Annotated in this window: 20 protein-coding genes; 10 read left to right on the top strand and 10 right to left on the bottom strand. The window is 75.0% G+C overall.

From position 1 onward, the window contains the following. Positions 1-24 precede the first annotated feature (24 nt). A complete protein-coding gene (locus tag ACYX4T_RS02420) occupies positions 25-369 on the bottom strand; it encodes a PadR family transcriptional regulator (RefSeq protein ID WP_476012987.1) in 345 nt (114 codons plus the stop codon). Positions 370-549: 180 nt separating this feature from the next. On the opposite strand from ACYX4T_RS02420, the gene ACYX4T_RS02415 reads away from it, so the two are divergent. The 4 genes from ACYX4T_RS02415 (at position 550) to ACYX4T_RS02400 (ending at position 3505) form a co-directional block, all read left to right on the top strand. Continuing rightward, a complete protein-coding gene (locus tag ACYX4T_RS02415; RefSeq protein WP_476012986.1) occupies positions 550-1035 on the top strand; it encodes a YbaK/EbsC family protein in 486 nt (161 codons plus the stop codon). 193 nt (positions 1036-1228) lie between these two features. Then, positions 1229-1981, top strand: a complete 753-nt coding sequence (locus ACYX4T_RS02410) for an SDR family oxidoreductase (RefSeq protein ID WP_476012985.1) — start codon at positions 1229-1231, stop codon at positions 1979-1981. Between the two features lie 13 nt (positions 1982-1994). Then, a complete protein-coding gene (locus tag ACYX4T_RS02405; protein ID WP_476012984.1) occupies positions 1995-2885 on the top strand; it encodes an SDR family oxidoreductase in 891 nt (296 codons plus the stop codon). A gap of 5 nt (positions 2886-2890) precedes the next feature. Next, entirely contained in the window at positions 2891-3505 is a 615-nt protein-coding gene (locus tag ACYX4T_RS02400; RefSeq protein WP_476012983.1) for a TetR-like C-terminal domain-containing protein, read from the top strand. Here ACYX4T_RS02400 and ACYX4T_RS02395 read toward each other — a convergent pair. After that, on the bottom strand, positions 3492-4487 hold the full coding sequence (locus ACYX4T_RS02395; RefSeq protein ID WP_476012982.1) for an L-histidine N(alpha)-methyltransferase: 996 nt from the start codon (positions 4485-4487) through the stop codon (positions 3492-3494). The genes ACYX4T_RS02400 and ACYX4T_RS02395 overlap by 14 nt on opposite strands. After that, positions 4484-5221 (bottom strand): 2OG-Fe dioxygenase family protein, encoded by a 738-nt coding sequence (locus ACYX4T_RS02390; protein WP_476012981.1) that lies wholly within the window; start codon positions 5219-5221, stop codon positions 4484-4486. The genes ACYX4T_RS02395 and ACYX4T_RS02390 overlap by 4 nt, the downstream gene beginning before the upstream one ends. 238 nt (positions 5222-5459) lie before the next feature. Here ACYX4T_RS02390 and ACYX4T_RS02385 point away from each other — a divergent pair, with 238 nt between their 5' ends. After that, entirely contained in the window at positions 5460-5636 is a 177-nt protein-coding gene (locus ACYX4T_RS02385; RefSeq protein ID WP_476012980.1) for a hypothetical protein, read from the top strand. Positions 5637-5697: 61 nt separating this feature from the next. On the opposite strand, the gene ACYX4T_RS02380 is transcribed toward ACYX4T_RS02385, so the two are convergent. Further along, positions 5698-7473: an ABC transporter ATP-binding protein gene (locus ACYX4T_RS02380; RefSeq protein WP_476012979.1), complete on the bottom strand. Its 1776-nt coding sequence runs from the start codon at positions 7471-7473 to the stop codon at positions 5698-5700. A 101-nt stretch (positions 7474-7574) separates the two neighbouring features. Between ACYX4T_RS02380 and ACYX4T_RS02375 the strand changes: the two genes are divergently transcribed. Then, the gene (locus ACYX4T_RS02375) at positions 7575-7991 is read left to right on the top strand and encodes a MarR family winged helix-turn-helix transcriptional regulator (protein ID WP_476012978.1); all 417 of its coding nucleotides are present in this window, start codon (positions 7575-7577) and stop codon (positions 7989-7991) included. A gap of 22 nt (positions 7992-8013) precedes the next feature. Here the strand turns inward: ACYX4T_RS02375 and ACYX4T_RS02370 are convergent, their stop codons facing one another. Next, entirely contained in the window at positions 8014-8898 is an 885-nt protein-coding gene (locus tag ACYX4T_RS02370) for an alpha/beta fold hydrolase (RefSeq protein WP_476012977.1), read from the bottom strand. Positions 8899-8990: 92 nt separating this feature from the next. Here ACYX4T_RS02370 and ACYX4T_RS02365 point away from each other — a divergent pair, with 92 nt between their 5' ends. The 3 genes from ACYX4T_RS02365 (at position 8991) to ACYX4T_RS02355 (ending at position 11309) form a co-directional block, all read left to right on the top strand. After that, positions 8991-10193 (top strand): acyl-CoA dehydrogenase family protein, encoded by a 1203-nt coding sequence (locus ACYX4T_RS02365; protein ID WP_476012976.1) that lies wholly within the window; start codon positions 8991-8993, stop codon positions 10191-10193. Positions 10194-10302: 109 nt separating this feature from the next. Beyond that, positions 10303-10707, top strand: coding sequence for a DUF5313 family protein (locus ACYX4T_RS02360; protein WP_476012975.1), 405 nt, complete (start codon positions 10303-10305; stop codon positions 10705-10707). Between the two features lie 140 nt (positions 10708-10847). Then, a complete protein-coding gene (locus ACYX4T_RS02355; RefSeq protein WP_476012974.1) occupies positions 10848-11309 on the top strand; it encodes a DUF7144 family membrane protein in 462 nt (153 codons plus the stop codon). A 52-nt stretch (positions 11310-11361) separates the two neighbouring features. On the opposite strand, the gene ACYX4T_RS02350 is transcribed toward ACYX4T_RS02355, so the two are convergent. Beyond that, positions 11362-11697 (bottom strand): SHOCT domain-containing protein, encoded by a 336-nt coding sequence (locus tag ACYX4T_RS02350; protein WP_476012973.1) that lies wholly within the window; start codon positions 11695-11697, stop codon positions 11362-11364. 5 nt (positions 11698-11702) lie between these two features. Next, complete coding sequence (locus tag ACYX4T_RS02345; RefSeq protein ID WP_476012972.1) at positions 11703-12164, bottom strand: DUF6325 family protein; 462 nt, start codon at positions 12162-12164, stop codon at positions 11703-11705. A 199-nt stretch (positions 12165-12363) separates the two neighbouring features. Between ACYX4T_RS02345 and ACYX4T_RS02340 the strand changes: the two genes are divergently transcribed. Continuing rightward, positions 12364-12654: a YrhK family protein gene (locus tag ACYX4T_RS02340; protein ID WP_476012971.1), complete on the top strand. Its 291-nt coding sequence runs from the start codon at positions 12364-12366 to the stop codon at positions 12652-12654. Between the two features lie 2 nt (positions 12655-12656). On the opposite strand, the gene ACYX4T_RS02335 is transcribed toward ACYX4T_RS02340, so the two are convergent. From ACYX4T_RS02335 to ACYX4T_RS02325, 3 genes are read right to left on the bottom strand one after another with little or no spacing between them, the layout of a single operon-like run. Then, entirely contained in the window at positions 12657-14018 is a 1362-nt protein-coding gene (locus tag ACYX4T_RS02335) for a chloride channel protein (RefSeq protein WP_476012970.1), read from the bottom strand. After that, the gene (locus ACYX4T_RS02330) at positions 14018-15034 is read right to left on the bottom strand and encodes a DUF389 domain-containing protein (RefSeq protein ID WP_476012969.1); all 1017 of its coding nucleotides are present in this window, start codon (positions 15032-15034) and stop codon (positions 14018-14020) included. Before ACYX4T_RS02330 ends, ACYX4T_RS02335 begins: the two co-directional genes overlap by 1 nt. Then, on the bottom strand, positions 15031-16533 hold the full coding sequence (locus ACYX4T_RS02325; RefSeq protein WP_476012968.1) for an MFS transporter: 1503 nt from the start codon (positions 16531-16533) through the stop codon (positions 15031-15033). The genes ACYX4T_RS02330 and ACYX4T_RS02325 overlap by 4 nt, the downstream gene beginning before the upstream one ends. Between the last annotated feature and the right edge of the window lie 133 nt (positions 16534-16666).

Raw genomic sequence — 16666 nt, 5'->3', positions numbered from 1 at the left:
CGGCGCCCAACGCTGAGACCCGTCTCAGCGAGACCCGGCCTCCTGGTCGTCGGCGAGGCGGTGCACGGACGCGGCGAAGGTGTCGGCGGCGCGGCGACGGGCGGACAGGGAGCGGGCGCCGACGTCGGTGAGCCGGTAGCGGCGGGGGTCCGAGGACGGGCGACTGACGAGGCGGTTGCGCTGGAGCCGGTGCAGGGTGGGCACGATCCGGGAGTAGGGCAGGTCGAGCGCGTCGCCGACCTGAGCGCGGAGCGTCTCGGCGATCTCGTCCTGTCGCTTCGCGCCGCCGGCCAGCGCGGCGAGGACCAGGGCGTCGATCTGGCCGCGATCGCGGATGCGGGCCCGCGAGCCGGTCGCGCGTGCAGTCATGGTCACGAGGATGGCCCATCACGGCCGGAGGACAAACGACGCCGAAGGGTCCAGCAGATGAGCCCGGACGGGCGATCCTCGCAGGTCAGGCGGGTCGAGCGACCGGTGGGAGGCCTCTCGCCCACCGCCAGGTCGAACCCGCTGGCGGACCGCACGGTCACCGTCCTAGCCTCCGCCGCCGTGGAGATCGAGACGACGGGCCGGGACGCGGTGCGGCGGGCGCTGGAGGCGGCGGGGTCGCCGCGGGAGATCCGGACGTTCGACACGGCGGTGCCCTCGGCGGCGGCCGCGGCGGAGCAGCTGGGGTGCGAGGTCGGCGCGATCGCCAACAGCCTCGTGTTCACCGCCGGCGACGGCGTCGTGCTGGTGCTGGCGTCGGGGGCGCACCGCGTCGACCCCGGCCGGGTCGCCGCGCACCTGGGGGTCGCCAAGCGCCGGGTGAAGCGCGCCGACCCCGAGACCGTGCTGCGCGCCACGGGCCAGCGCGTCGGCGGCGTCGCGCCGGTCGGGCACCCGGCGCCGCTGCCGTGCGTCGTCGACGTCGCTCTCACCGCCTACCCGACGGTGTGGGCGGGCGCGGGCGACGAGCACGCGATGTTCCCGACCACGGCCGCGGAGCTCGTCGAGCTCACCAGCGGGACCCTGCTCGAGGTCGCCGCCGACTGACGCTGGCGTGAGCCGCGCGCGGCGTGTCGCGCTCGCGAGAATGTGGCGATCCTGGCGATAAATGCCAGCGAAGCCGCATCGCTAGCACATCCCACGTTCGTGTGAGCGCGAGCACGACCCCAAATGTGGACGCGACGTCCACTTCGTGCTTCTATATGGGCGCAGCGTCCACATCAACGGACCGGAGGAGACCATGAGCAGCACCGAGCCCACCTCGGCAACCACCCGCACCGCGCTCGTCACGGGCGGCTCCGGCGGTATCGGCCGCGCCGTGGCCGAGCGCCTCGCCGCCGACGGCATGGCGGTCGGCGTCCACTACGCGGGCAACAAGGCCCGCGCCGAGGAGGTCGTCGCGACGATCGAGGAGGCCGGCGGGCAGGCGATCGCCGTCGGCGGCGACGTCGCCGACCCCGAGGAGATGGCCGCCGCGTTCGACGCGGTCGAGCAGGCCTTCGGCGGCGTCGACGTCGTCGTCAACACGGCCGGGATCATGATCCTGACCCCGATCGCCGAGCTCGACCTCGACGACCTCGACCGCATGCACCGCACCAACATCCGCGGCACGGTCGTCGTCGCCCAGCAGGCGGCGCGCCGGGTCCGCGCCGGCGGGGCGATCATCGCGTTCTCGACGACGGTCACGCGCCTGTCCCTCCCGACCTACGGCGCCTACGTCGCCAGCAAGGGCGCGGTCGAGGCGCTCGTGCCGGTGCTCGCCCGCGAGATGCGCGGCCGTGACGTCACCGTCAACGCCGTCGCGCCCGGGCCGACGGCCACCCCGCTGTTCCTCGACGGCAAGTCCGAGGAGCAGGTCGCGTCCCTCGCCGCCGCCCCGCCGCTCGAGCGCCTCGGACAGCCCGGCGACATCGCCGAGGCCGTCGCGTTCCTCGCCGGACCCGCCCGGTGGGTCAACGGCCAGACCCTGTTCGCCAACGGCGGGCTGGCCTGAGAGGAGAAGGCACATGATCATCGTCATCAGCGGGGCGTCGTCCGGCTTCGGCGCCATGACCGCCCGCGCGCTGGCGCGGGCCGGGCACACCGTCCACGCCGGCATCCGCGACACCGCCGGCCGCAACGCGCCGGCGGTCGCCGAGGCCGCGGCGTTCGCCGCCGAGCACGGGGTGGACCTGCGGACCGTCGAGCTCGACGTCGCCGACCAGGCGTCGGTCGACGCCGCGGTCGCGCGGATCGTGGCCGAGAGCGGTGGGCTCGACGTGGTGGTCCACAACGCCGGGCACATGGTGCTCGGCCCGACCGAGGCCTTCACCCCCGAGCAGCTCGCGAGCGTCTACGACACCAACGTCGTGTCGACCCAGCGCCTCAACCGCGCGGCCCTCCCCCACCTGCGGGGCCAGGGCCACGGGCTCGTGCTCTGGGTCGGGTCGACGAGCACCCGCGGCGGCACCCCGCCCTACCTCGCGCCGTACTTCGCGGCCAAGGCGGGGATGGACTCGCTCGCGGTCAGCTACGCCGCCGAGCTCGCCCGGTTCGGCGTCGACACCTCGATCGTCGTGCCCGGCTCGTTCACCAGCGGCACCAACCACTTCGCCCATGCCGGTCGGGCGGCCGACGAGGCGGTGGCCGCCGCGTACGAGGAGCGCTACGGCGGGCTGATGGACCAGGTCGGGGCGCGCCTCGCCGAGCTCGCACCCCCCGACGCCGACCCCGCCGAGGTCGCGCGGGCGATCGTCCGCGTCGTCGACACCCCGGCCGGACAGCGGCCGTTCCGGGTCCACGTCGACCCGGCCGACGACGGCGCCGAGGTCGTCAACGCCGTCGGCGACCGCGTGCGCACCGAGTTCTACCGGCGCATCGGCCTCGACGATCTCCTGCACGCGGAGCCGCTAGCGTGATCCCGGTGACCGAGCAGCAGACCCCGCGGCGGGGCCGAGGGCGCCGGCCCGCGGACGAGGTCCGCGGCGAGGTGCTCGCCGCCGCGGGAAACCTGCTGCTGGCCGAGGGCATAGCCGGCTTCACCTTCGAGCGCGTCTCGGCGATCTCGGGCGCGAGCCGGACCACGCTGCACAAGTGGTGGCCCTCCCGCGGGGCGCTCGCCGCCGAGGCGTACTTCCGCACCGTCGAGAGCACGCTGGCCTTCCCCGACACCGGCGACATCGCCGCCGACCTCACCGAGCAGCTGCTCGCCTTCGTGCGGCTGCTGACCGGGACCGCGGCGGGGCGGGTGCTCGCGGAGCTCATCGGGTGGGCGCAGACCGACCCGGAGCTCGCCGCCGCCTACCGCGAGCACTACTCGGCGCCGCGCCGCGCGCTCGCCGTCACCGCGGTCGAGACCGCGCGCGACCGCGGCCAGGTGCGCGACGACGTCGACGCCGAAGCGGTGGTCGACCAGCTGTGGGGCGCCTGCTACCACCGGCTGCTCATCCCCGACCAGCCCCTGACCGAGACCTTCGCCCGCACGCTGGTCGACCAGCTCGTGCACGGGCTCCGTCCCGGGGAGATCACGCCCTCCTGAAGAGGAACAGCCCGTACTGCCACACCGGGTCGATCCACTCGGTGTCGAGGTCGAAGCCCGCAGCCGCCGCCTCGGCGACGAACTCCGGGCGCCCGAACTTCACCGAATAGCCGTGCACCAGCGACTCCCCGCGACGCAGGTCGAGCGCGTGGTCGAGGCCCCGGAAGGTGACCGTCTGGTCCTCGGTGGCGAACAGGTGCCCGACGACCGCTGAGACCTCCGGGTCCCACCTCGCCCGCGGGTAGAACCGGTCGGCGCGCGCGTCGCCGTCGAAGACCCGGGTGAAGTGCTCGAGCTGGTTCTGCCGGAACCGCGCCTGGGCGGTGGCGCCGGGCGGGTCGTTGTAGGCAGCCTCGAGCACGTCACCGGGCTTGAGGAGGTCGGCGGTGACGAGGAAGTGGTCGCCGGGCTCGAGGGTGGCGGCCACGTCGTCGAGCAGCGCCGCGCGCTCGGCGGTGGTCGTGTTGCCGACGGCGCTACCCAGCCACACGACGGTCAGCGGGCCGGGCCGGTGCGCCCGCAGGTGGGCGAGCGCGGCCTCGTAGCGGCCCCACAGCCCCTGCACGGTCAGCCCGTCGATCTCGGCGGGCAGCTCGGCGGCGCTGCGCTCGAGCATCGCGCGGGTCACGTCGATCGGCAGGTAGGTCGTCGGGCGCCGCCGCTGGCACGCCCCGAGCAGGAGGCGGGTCTTGGCCGCGCTGCCGCTGCCCAGCTCGGCGACGTGCGCGCCGACCCGCTCGGCGACCTCGTCGGCGTGGCGCTTGAGGAGCCCGAACTCCGCCGGCAGCAGGTAGTACGACGGCAGCTGCGAGAGCTCGACCCACAGGTCGGCGCCGACGGCGTCGTAGCCGTACCAGGCGGGGATGCGCGGCGGCGTCTCGCGCAGGCCGGCGACCACGGCGTCGCGGTCGTCCCAGGACGCCGCGTCCGCGACGGACTCCACGGTGACGATGTCGGGAGCCGTCGACGACCCCGCGGTCACGCGTCACCCGCCGGGCGCATGAAGGTGACGACGAGGACGTCCCGGCGCGCCGGCTTCGCCGGGTCCACCGGTCGGATCGGTTCGACGCCGTGCCAGGTGCGCCGGTCGTCGCCGACGAGCAGCGTCCCGTGCTCGGCCAGCGTCGTGGTGAGGATCTCGCGGCCGTCGCCGTCGACGACGGTGCTCGCGCCGCCGGTGGCGTTCCCGCGGTCCACCAGCAGCGAGGACACGAGCGTGACGCCGTCCTGGTGGCGTCCCTCGGGGGTCGCGTCGCCGCGGCTGCCGGCGGAGCCGAGCACGCGGAACGGGTGGACGTGGACGTCCCAGCGCGGCGGGTCGTCCAGCGCGCCGGCGATCCCGCCGAGCGTTGCGAGGACGCCGTCGAGGACGGGGTCGGTGAGGAAGGCCTCGGTCAGGGGCTCGAAGGCGCGGCCCTCGTCGACGAAGAGCGGGTTGGTGTCGGCGGGCTGGCGGAACTCGCCGTGGGGCGTGAGCTCCCGCCGCCCGTCCGGGGTGACGGCGAACCGCCCGTACCGGCGCCGGCGCTCGGTGCCCGAGCGCGCGGCGTAGGGGTCGGCGGCCAGGTCGTCCCAGTGGTCGGCGAAGGCCGCCCAGCGGGTCTCGTCGACGCCGAGCCGGTGCAGGACGTCGGTGCCCGGCACGACGTGGGCGCCGGGGTCGACCACGGCCGCGCGGGCCCGGTCGAGGACGGGGTCGTCGGTCCGGTCCGTCACGGAGCTCGGGTGCTCGCTCGTCACGTGCATGGGCGTCCGGCTACCCACCCGACCGGGCGTCGTGCACGCGGGTCGCCGGTGGCGCGCGGCGGCGTCCGGCGTAGCATGGACGAGGCGTTACTGGATCGATCCGGAACCTCCTCGGCTCCGGGTCGTCCGGCCGGCGCCCGGGACCGCCCGGTGGACACGCCGGGAGGCCACCGCTCCCCGTACACCCGCATCCGCGAAGCGAGAGCCCGTGTCCCTGCGCACCACCCCCGACTCCGAGGTCGACGCCCTCGACACCGAGATCGCGGAGCTGCGTCAGCTCCTCGACCGGCTCGACGGCCTGACCCACCAGGCGCGCACCCGGCTGCGCCGCATCGAGCAGCACCGCAACGGCGTCGACGCCCGCTGGATCGACCGCACGCGCTGACACCCGTTCCCCCTGGCCCGCCCCGACCCCGTCGGGGCGGGCCGACGTGTGTGCGGGCCGGTCAGGCGGCGAGTGCCGCGTAACGACCCTCGCGGTCGACCAGCTCGGCGTGCGTCCCGCTCTCCACCACGCGGCCGTGGTCGAGCACCGCGATGCGGTTGGCGTGGCGCACCGTCGAGAGGCGGTGGGCGATGGTCAGCGTCGTGCGGTGGCGCGCGAGGTCGTCGAGGGCGAGCTGCACGGCGCGCTCGGTCTCGGTGTCCAGCGCGCTGGTGGCCTCGTCGAGGACGAGCACGCGCGGGTCGCGCAGCAGCGTGCGCGCGATCGCGATGCGCTGCTTCTCGCCCCCGGAGAACCGGTGGCCCCGGGCGCCGACCATCGTGTCGTAGCCCTCGGGCAGCGCGGCGACGACGTCGTGGATGCGCGCCGCGCGGGCGGCCGCCTCGACCTCGGCGTCGGTCGCGTCGGGCTTCGCCGCGCGCAGGTTCTCGCGCACGGTGGTGTGCAGCAGGTAGGTCTCCTGGCTGACGACGCCGACGACGCGGGCGAGGTCGGCGAGGCGCAGGTCGCGCAGGTCGACGCCGTCGATGGTGATCCGGCCGGCGTCGGGGTCGTGGAGGCGGGCGACGAGCGCGCCGAGCGTCGTCTTGCCCGACCCCGTCTCCCCCACCAGCGCGAGCGTCGTGCCCGCGGGGATCGCGAGGTCGACGTCGTCGAGCGCGGGCCGGTCGCCGCCGGGGTGGGTGAAGGTGACGCCCTCGATCCGGACGTCGCCCCGCACCTCACCCAGCTCGACGGGGTGCTCCGGGTCGGCGATGTCCACGACCAGGTCCTGGTACTCGAAGATCCGCGAGAACAGGGCCAGCGAGCTGGCGACCTGCACGCCGACGTCGAGCAGGCCCGAGAGCGGCCGGAAGATGCCGGCCTGCAGCGAGGTGAAGGCGACGAGCGTGCCGATCGAGAGCTCGCCGACGGTCCAGGGCAGCCCGGCGCCGAGGTAGATCAGGGCCGGGATCGCGGCGAAGACCACGCTCATCGTGGCCATGCGCCAGCGGCCGGCGAGCTGGCTGCGCAGCTCGAGGTCGGTCAGGCGGGCCGAGGACGCCGTGAAGCGCTCGACGAGGGCCGGGCCGGTGCCGAGGGTGCGGTGCAGCGCGGCGGCGTCGACCGACAGGCCCTCCTCGATGGTGACGTTGAGGTCGGCGAGCTCGCGCTGGCGGGCGGCGGTGAGCTCGCGGCGCATCCGGGCGACGCGCCGGCTGACGAGGACCGCCGGCGGCAGCACCACGAGCGTGACCAGCGAGAGCTGCCAGGACAGCGCGACCATCGCGACGGCGGTCGCGACGACGGTGGTGAGGTTGGCGGCGATCGACGTCGCGGTCGAGGTGACCACGGTCTGCATGCCGCCGATGTCGTTGGTGATGCGCGACTGCACCTCGCCGGTGCGGGTGCGCGTGAAGAAGCCCAGCGACTGGCGCTGCAGGTGGGCGAAGACGTCGGTGCGCAGCCGGTGCATGACGCGCTGCCCGACGCCGGTGGAGATCCAGGTCTGGACGACGCCGAGGGCGGCGGTGATCGCGGCGACGGCGACCATGCCGCCGGCGAGCCAGGCCAGCAGGGGCAGGTCGCGGTGCGGGAGCGCGTCGTCGATGACGGCGCGCAGCAGGAACGGCGAGGCCATGGCGACGATCGACGACGCGACGATGACGGCGACGACGACCGAGAGCGGCCCGCGGTGGGGACGGAACAGGCGCGCGATACGGCGCAGGGACACGTGCCGGGCCTGCTCGGCCTCGCGGGCGCGTGTCTCGGGAGAGGTGTCGACGGGGCGGGGCAAGGGGCGGCTCCCTGCGGTCCGGTGGGGACGGGGATGGTGGTGACTGTGCTGAGGGAACCTCAACGTGAGGCTACAACAGCACTTCCCCTACACTATTCCCCGTGGAGGACGACGGCTCGCTGGCCGCGGCGTTCTGGCAGGTCGCCCGGCGCCTGCGCCACCAGTCGCGCGACGCCCTCGCCCCCTGGGGCATCTCACCCTCGCAGCTCCGGGCCCTCGACGTGCTGCTGCGCCACGGCCCGGTGCGCCCCGGCGGGCTCGCCGAGCACCTGCACATCGCCCCGCGCTCGGCCACCGAGGTCGTCGACGCGCTCGCCGAGCGGGGGCTCGTCGAGCGCCGTCCCGACCCGGCCGACCGCCGCGCCACCCAGGTGGTCGTGACCGCCGCCGGCACGGCGCTCGGCGAGGCGGTCCGCGCGGCGCGCGCCACCGAGGCCGACCGGGTGTTCGCCGTGCTCGACGACGCCGACCGCGCCGAGCTGCACCGCCTGCTGCGCCGCCTCGCCGACGGGCCGTGACCGGCACGCGGCACGGGTCGGGTCAGCCGCCGACCCCGGGTCGGGCGTCCAGCACCTCGCGCAGCGTCGCGGCGAACTCGTCGGGCTTGCCGGGCCAGCCGAACTCGCCGTCGGCGAAGCCGCCGTGGTGGCTCGGGAAGACGACGGCCTCCTGCCCGAGGGCAGCGGCCGTCGCGCGGGCGGTGCGCGCGGTGTAGGTGTCGCCGGTCTCCTCGCCCACGGCGACGACGACACGGCTGGGCACCGAGGTCAGCCGGTCGACGTCGAGGACGTGGTCGGTCACGGCCAGCGAACGGTCCGAGAGCAGCGGGTCGTCGCGGGAGCCGTCGTCCTCGGTCGGCATGCCGAACGCCGCGGGGTCGGGGGTGGGCCGGGCGAAGTAGGCGTCGGTGAACTCGCCGGGCCACGACGCCATCGCCATGAAGGCCGCCATGCCGTGCCCCCATCCCTTGGCCTGGTAGACCTCGCGGAATCCGCGGGAGGCGCGGTCGACGGCCGCGGCGTCGGGCAGCACGCCGGTGATCGGCGGCTCGTGGGCCACGAGCGTGACGACGTCCTCGGGGTGCGTCGCGACGAGCTGCAGCCCGGTGACCGCTCCCCCGCTGCTGCCGAACACCTCCACCGGTCCGGCGCCGAGCTCGGCGACCAGCGCGTGCAGGTCCTCCGCCTGGGTCTGCGGGCTGTTGTCGGTGCGGCCGTCGCTGCGGGTGCTGCGCCCGAGCCCGCGCGGGTCGTAGGTGACGACGGTGCGGTCCGCGAAGCGGGTCGCGAAGCCGCGGAAGCCGCTCGCGTCCATCGGCTGGCCGATCATCAGCAGCACCGGGCGGCCGTCGGCGGGCGGCAGCGGGCCGTCCACGTCGTAGACGATCTCGGCGCCGGCCGTCGACAGGACACGCGTCTCCACCACGACTCCTCGGGATGAGTACGGAAAGAGGACCAACAAGTTCTAGCCTCGCAGTCCCCGTGCGGAGCGTCAAGGACGGTGATGAGGTGGGCGCCATGCCGGAGTCGGACCCCGCCGCCGCGACCACGATCGTCACCACCGGGGAGCAGGAGGAGCTGCGTGGCGAGGTCCGCGAGCTGTGCGCCCGCTTCCCGGACGCCTACTGGCGCGAGCGCGACCGGGCCCGCGAGTACCCCGACGCGTTCGTCGACGCGCTGACCGAGGCCGGCTACCTCGCGGTGCTCATCCCCACCGAGTACGGCGGCGGCGGGCTCGGGATCACCGAGGGCTCGATCGTGCTCGAGGAGATCAACCGCTCGGGCGGGCACTCGGCGGCCTGCCACGCCCAGATGTACACGATGGGCGCGCTGCTCAAGCACGGCAGCGAGCACCAGAAGAAGACCTATCTCCCGGCGATCGCCGACGGCACCCTGCGCCTGCAGGCCTTCTCGATCACCGAGCCGGGCGCCGGCTCCAACACCACCGACATCCGCACCATCGCCGTGCGCGACGGCGAGGACTACGTCCTGACCGGGCACAAGAACTGGACCAGCCGCCTCGAGCAGTCCGACCTCGCCCTCGTCCTCGCCCGCACCTCGCCCCGCAGCGAGGACCCGGCGGAGCGCACCCGGGGCATCAGCCTGTTCCTCGTCGACCTGCGCGAGGTCCGCCGCGACCAGCCCGACACGCTGCAGGTCACGCCGGTGCGCACGATGTTCAACTACGCCACCAACGAGGTGCGCTACGAGGGCATGCGCGTCCCCGCGAGCGCGCTGATCGGCGAGGAGGGCAAGGGCTTCCGCTACGTCATCGACGGATGGAACGCCGAGCGCATCCTGCTCGCCGCCGAGGCGGTGGGCGACGGCTACTGGTTCATCGGCCGGGCGACGGCCTACGCGAACGACCGCGAGGTCTTCGACCGCCCGATCGGCGCGAACCAGGGCGTGCAGTTCCCGCTCGCCCGCGCCTACGCGCAGGTCACCGCCGCCGACCTCATGCGCTACCGCGCCGCGGCCCTGTTCGACGCCGGCGAGAAGTGCGGCGAGCAGGCCAACCTCGCGAAGTTCCTGGCCAGCGAGGCGAGCTGGCAGGCCGCCAACGCCTGCCTGGACACCCACGGCGGCTACGGCTTCGTCGACACCTGGGACGTCGAGCGCAAGTTCCGCGAGACGCGGATGTACCAGGTCGCGCCGGTGAACAACAACCTCGTGCTCGCCTACGTCGGCCAGCACGTGCTGGGGCTGCCGCGCTCGTACTAGGTGCTCGACGATCGCCGTGGGGGCCGCCACCGCGCGCGAAGCAGACCTGGTTCCCGAGGGCACTACTGTGTGCGTGCGGACCACCGGTGCACCGAGCAAGGAGGCTGACGTGCAGCCCGTCCGGCGACCGAACCCGCTGCGGTGGCTCTGGTACGCCTACGGCGGCGGGCTCCCCGCGCGCCACGCCTCGTGGGTGCTGCACGACACCACGTGCCGGACCTGGTGGCTGCGCCACGTCCTCCGGGCGATCGTGCAGATCTCCCCGTTCGTCATCGCGATCATCGTGTTCGTGCCCGGACCGCTGTGGCTGCGGATGATGTGCGCGCTCGGCGGCGCGATCATGGGCCTGATCTTCTCGATCAGCTACCTGCACGAGACCGCCGAGCACCGGCTGGTCAAGGCCGGCTACCCGATCGGCACCGGTCCGGCGACCCGCGCCGAGCGCACCGCCGACAAGGACGCCGCCGCGGCCGAGCGCTACGCCGCCCGCTACCGGACGCCGCCCGGACGGTGACGGCCCCGCTCCCCCTCGGCGGGTGAGGCACGCTCCTGCGACGTCGCGACACGCTGGGCCCGCCGTCCACCCGTGCCGGACAGCCGTCACGAAGCCGGACCCGCGGACGGCGCCCGTCGACGGCGAACAGGAGTGACGAGATGGCCGACACGAAGCGCACGCCGCCCCAGTGGGTGGACGCGATCTACCGGCGGGAGCCGCAGTCGTACGGCACCGACGTCGACGACCGGACGCCCTGGATCCGCTTCGCCGCCGTCGTGATGATCATCGTGGGCGCGATCGCGGTGATCCAGGGCCTCGTCGCGCTGCTGAGCCCGACCTTCTACGTGACCAACGGCGACGGCCGGGTGCTCGCCGTCCTGTCCGCCACCGGCTGGGGCTGGGTCCACCTCGTGCTCGGCGTGCTGGTCGCCGCCGCCGGTGTGGGCATCCTCGCCGACCAGCTGTGGGCACGGGTGGTGGGGATCGTCCTCGCCGCGACCAGCCTCCTGGTCAACCTGGCGTTCATCGCGGCCTACCCCATGTGGGCCGTCGTCGTCATCGCCCTCGACGTGGCGGTGATCGCTGCGCTGGTGACCGACCGTCGGGGCGCACGCACCTGACGCACCCCGGACAGCACCGCGGCGCGGCGGTGCCGTCCGGCGGTGGCCGACCTCAGTGGCCGAGGATGCGCCGCTTCTGGTCCTCGAACTCCGCGTCGGTCAGCACGCCCTGGCTGCGGAGCTCCGCGAGCTCCTTGAGCTGAGAGATCGTGTCGCCACCGGGCGCGGCGGGTGCCCCGTACTGCGGTTCGGCGTACTGCGGCGGCGCCCCGTACTGCGGCTGGGCGTATTGCGGCTGGGCGTATTGCGGCTGGGCGTACTGCGGCGCGTCGGCGGCCTCCTGGGCCGCCCACCGCCCGGCCTGGCGCCGCGACACGCGGTTCGAGACCGCCGTCGCGGTGCCCGCCACCAGCGCCGTCCGTGCGAGTCCTCGCAACAGTCCCGGCATGCTCCTCACCCCGTCCCGTCGGCCCCGGCGGCCGCGGGCGCGGCGTCGAGGGAAGCCATCACGAGGTCGACGGGGATGCGTCCCCCGGCGACCAGCTGCGCGCCGCTCCGGCGCAGAGCCGACGCCAGGGGCGCCGCCCACACGTTCTCGTAGACGAGGACCACCGCGGTCGCCCCCGGCTCCAGCACGCCGCCGGCCTCGGCGAGGTCGCCCTCGTCGAGCAGCCCCGACGCGGCGCCGTGGAACAGCGTCAGGTCGGGGACGCCGTCGCCGTCGAGGTCGGCGATCTCGACCCGCGTCACCGTGCGGTCGTCCTCCTTGCGCAGGAAGACCAGGTCGAGGATGCGGATCAGGCCGCGCTCCACGAGGTCGATCAGCAGGGGCAGGCCCTCACCCGTCGCCGCACCCGGCGGGAACTCGATGACCAGGTAGTCGATGGGCCCGGTGTCAGGTCCGGGATCGTCCACGATCTCCTCCTTCCGTCGGCCGCCGCACATCGGGAGGCGGGCCGTGGTGCGACGCTCCCGTCCCGCTCGCCGTCGGGCATCGCCCGTCGTGGGTGAGCGGGCGGGCCCGCCGGCTGGCGGCCCGGCCGGTCATACCCGCCGGGTGAGCCGCCGGTGCCCGCCCGGTTGTCTCGTGGACGCCGACCGACGCGGAGGAGGAGTGACCGTGTTCCTGTACTGGTACCTGCGCCGCATCGCCCGGACCGCCCACGACATCCCCTGGGTCCACCTGGCCATCGGCCTCGTCGGCAACCTCGCCTTCGTCGTCGGCAGCCTGTTCTTCCTCAGCCCGGCGCTGACGAGGGCCGGCACCTGGCTCTTCGTCGTCGCGTCGTGGGGCCTGCTCATCGGCGTGCTCGGCGAGATCATGGTCCGCTGGGAGGTGCGGCGCCGGGCGGCCGCGCCCGCGCCTGCGGGACCGACGGCCGGGACGGCCCCGGCCGACGGCTGACGTCAGGACGACGGGTTCTCCGGCCCGGCGGGGTCGTGCGCCGGCGCCAACCGCGCCGCCGCGACGTGGGCGACCACCACCGCCACGATCACCAGCGGGGTGACGGCCAGGGCGTCGTCGGCGAGCAGCAGCACCGCCAGCAGCACCGAGGTCAGCGGCAGCCGCAGCATCACCACCGACATGGCGCCGATGCCCATCGCGACCGCCGGCACGAGCGAGAGCCCGGGCAGCGGCGCGAGCGCGAGACCGCCCGCGGCGCCGATGAACATCGCCGGGAAGATCGGGCCGCCGCGGAAGGCGCTCAGGGAGACCGCGTACGCGAGCGCCTTGCACGCCACGAGCACGACCAGGGCGCCGATCGAGAACCGTGCGGGGTCGGCGAGCAGGTCCGGGAGCGCCTCCTCGCCGGAGAAGAGCACGTCGGAGGTGGGGTGCCCGGTGGTGAGGGCGTAGAGCGCGGCGAGTCCGCCCACCACGAGGCCCGCGAGGGTCGTCAGCAGGAGCCGCGACCGGTCGACCAGGTCGCGCAGCCGGAGGCCGGCCCGCGCGATCGTCGTCCCGAGGACCGCGGCGGCGAGGCCGATGACGACGGCCCAGGCGAACTGCGCGATGTCGGGGCGCGCGAAGGCGGGCAGACCGGGCAGGGCCAGGGACACCGGGCCGAGACCGGTCAGCGAGTCCAGCCCGAGGAAGATCAGCGAGCCGACGCCGGACGCGAGGAGGCCCGGGAGCAGGACGAGGCCCAGGGTCGCGCCCCCGATCCCCGCGGCCTCCATCAGCAGGAACGCGCCGAGCAGGGGCGAGCCCAGCAGCGTGCTGATCGCGGCGAAGCTCCCGGTGCTCGCGACGACCGTCACCGTGGACGGGGTGGGCGACGTGCGGGCGGCGCGCACCGCGAGGACGGCCAGGCCGCCGCCGATGGCGATCAGCGGCGCCTCCGGCCCGAGCACGGCACCGAACACGAGGGTCCCGGCGGCGGCGAGGATCACGCCGGGCAGCTCCCGCGCGGTCGGTGGCGCGTGGGGCGTGAAGCCGTCCGCCGGGGAGTGCCCGCCCTCTCCGGGCAGGTAGCGGATCGTCGCCCCGACGAGCAGCCCCCCGACCGCGAGCACGGGCAGTGGCCACCACACGGGCGACGGCCCCAGGCCCAGCGCCGCCGGCAGCGCGACGAACAGGCCCTCCTGCAGCAGCGCGACGCCCTGCAGGAAGCCGTACGCCAGGGCCGAGATCGGCACCCCGAGCAGGGCCGCGAGCGCGAGCAGCCGCAGGTAGGCCGGCGAGCGCAGGAGCTCGGCCGGGGTGGGCCCGCCGGGAGGCCCGCCGCCCGTCGCCGCGGGGGCCGAACCGGTCGTCCCCGACGACATCACGACGACCCCCGGCCCGTGGCCGGCAGCTCCCGCGTACCGCCCAGGACCTCGGACAGGCGGGCGGGGACGTCCGCGAGGCCGGCCTCGTCGAGGGCGCGGCGCAGCGCAGCCGTGTCGGCGGGGGGCGGCGGCCCGGCCGCCACGACCTGGAGCACACCCTGGCTGAAGGTCACGTCGACAACCTGCCACGCCTGCGCCCGCGCCCACCCCTGGACCGCCGGTTGGGCGGTCGTGAGCACCTGCTGGCCGCGGGCGGTCTCGTAGCTCCCGATCCCGAGCGGGACGCTCACGGCGATGAGCAGGATCCCGAGGACGACGACGGTGCGGGCCCGCAGCCGGCCCACGGGCCGGCCCACGGCGGCCGCGACCGCCCGCACGCGGCAGGCCGCGAGCACCACCGTCCCGGTGGCGAGGATGGCGGTGACGTTCGTGCCGAACAGCAGCAGCGCCCCGGCGGCCTGGTCGGGCGCCCCGGACTCGATCGTCGCCCCGACCACGACCAGCGGCGGGACGAGGGAGATGGCGATGGCCACCCCGGGCAGGGTGTCGGAGACGTCGGCGCGGACGAGCGCGAAGGCGCCGACGGCGCCCGTCGCGAGCGCCCCGACCAGGTCGACGAGCGCGGGCGCCACGCGGGAGGCGACCTGCGAGTTCGTCGCCGCGAGCTCGGGCACCGGGCTCAGCAGGCCCGAGAGGTAGCCGACGACGACCACCAGGACCGCACCCCCGACCACGTACGCGACACTGCGGACCACCTGGCGCCGGTCGGCCAGCACCACGGCCAGGGCGGTGCCGAGGATCGGCGTCATCAGCGGGGCGACGATCATCGCGCCGATCACGGTGGCTGTCGAGTCGGCGACGACGCCGGCGCCGGCGATCACCCCGGCGAGGGTGAGCAGCACCCAGAACGCGGAGCGGCCGGCCCGGTCGCCCAGGTAGAGCTTCCCCGTCATGCGGTCCAGGTCCGCCGCGGTGACCCGGACGAACAGGGTCGCGCGGAGCACGGCCGTCACACCGCGCCTCCCACCGGACGCTCGTCCCGGTCCGGCACCGGGATCGTGTGGACCGTCGACGCGGCCGCGGCGGCCAGCTCGGCGGCGGTCGGTCGCGGCCGGCGGCCCGCGCGGCGGGCGAGCGGGATGCCCAGGACGCTGACGATCGCCAGCGCGATCACCGCGCGGGAGAAGGCGGTGGCCAGCGCGTCGGGCGGGGTGGCGCCGGCGGTGATCTGCGCGGCGTCCGTCGAGGTGTAGAGCCCGGAGACGACCGCCGTGACGACGGCCCCGCCGACGTAGCGGGCCATGTTCGAGATGCCCGACGCAGCGCCCACCTGGGCCGGCGGCACCGCGGCCGTCGCCGCGGACGACGCGGGCCCGTTGGAGAAGCTCAGCCCGACGGCGACCGCGAGCAGGCCCGGGAGGAACCACAGGTAGGTCCACGACGCCTCGACGAAGGCGAGCGCCACGAACCCGCCGGTGAGCAGCAGGAACCCGAGCACCACGACCGGACGGCCGCCGAAGCGGTTGGCCAGGGGCGTGATCACGGGTGCGGCCACGACGACGAGCGCGGCCACCGGCAGGCAGGCGAGCCCCGCCTCGAGGCTGGTCATGCCGAACGCCGCCGGGTCCTGGAAGTAGAGGCTGAGGAGGAACGAGATCCCGGCGATCGCCCCCGCGCCGATGAGGATCGCGACCGTCGAGCCGACGAGCAGCATGTTGCGCAGGAGCGCGAGGTCGACCAGTGGCGCGGTGACCCGGCGCTCGACGAGGACGAAGCCGACGGTGGCCGCGACGGACATGGCGAAGCAACCGAGGGTCGCGGGCGAGGCCCAGCCCCAGGTGCCGCCCTCGGTGACCGCGAAGACCAGCGGCGCGAGGATCGCCGCGACGAGGACGGTCCCCCACAGGTCGATCGAGCGGGGACGGTCCGGGTCGCGCGACTCGGGGACCGCGGCGAGGACCCACGGGATGCACACCGCGGCGATCGCGGCGTCGATCCAGAACAGGCCCTGCCACCCCGTCGCCTCCGCGAGCACGCCGCCGACCACCGGCCCCGCCGCGGCCCCGGCCGCCGAAGCCGCGCCCCACAGCGCCACCGCCCGCAGGCGCGCCGGTCCCGAGGTCGCGACCGAGAGCAGGGAGAGCCCCGTCGCGAGGATCGCGGCGCCGGACGCGCCCTGGATCACCCGCCCGAGCACGACCATCTCGCCCGAGCGGGCCAGGGCGATGAGGACGCAGGAGGCGACGAAGAGCCCCAGCCCGGCGACGAACATGAGGCGGCGCCCGAAGACGTCGCCCATCGCGCCCGTGGTGACGATGGTGGCCGCGCCGACCAGCAGGTAGCCGGTGACCGCCCACTGCAGCAGGGAGATCGGCGCCGCGAGGTCGGCGCTGATCGAGGGCAGCAGGATGCTCACCGCCGAGGTGTTGGCGTTCACGACGAACGTCGAGAGGCAGCTCGTCGCGAGGACGCTGCCCGCTCCCCGTGTGGCCGGCGCCTGCGTGTCGGACATGGCGCGACCCTGGTCCGCCGCCGGGGTCGCCCGCCTCATCCACTCCGGGTGACTCCCGGCCCGTCTCATCCGGTTGGGGTGAGGTCCGCGCTCCCGCCGCGGAGCACCGTCGGCCACCACGATCCGAGGTGTG

It is taken from the genome of Actinomycetospora sp. ABD4_176 (assembly GCF_056311855.1).
Note: the sequence above shows the minus strand (reverse complement) of the source record. Positions and strands in the feature narration are given on the sequence as shown.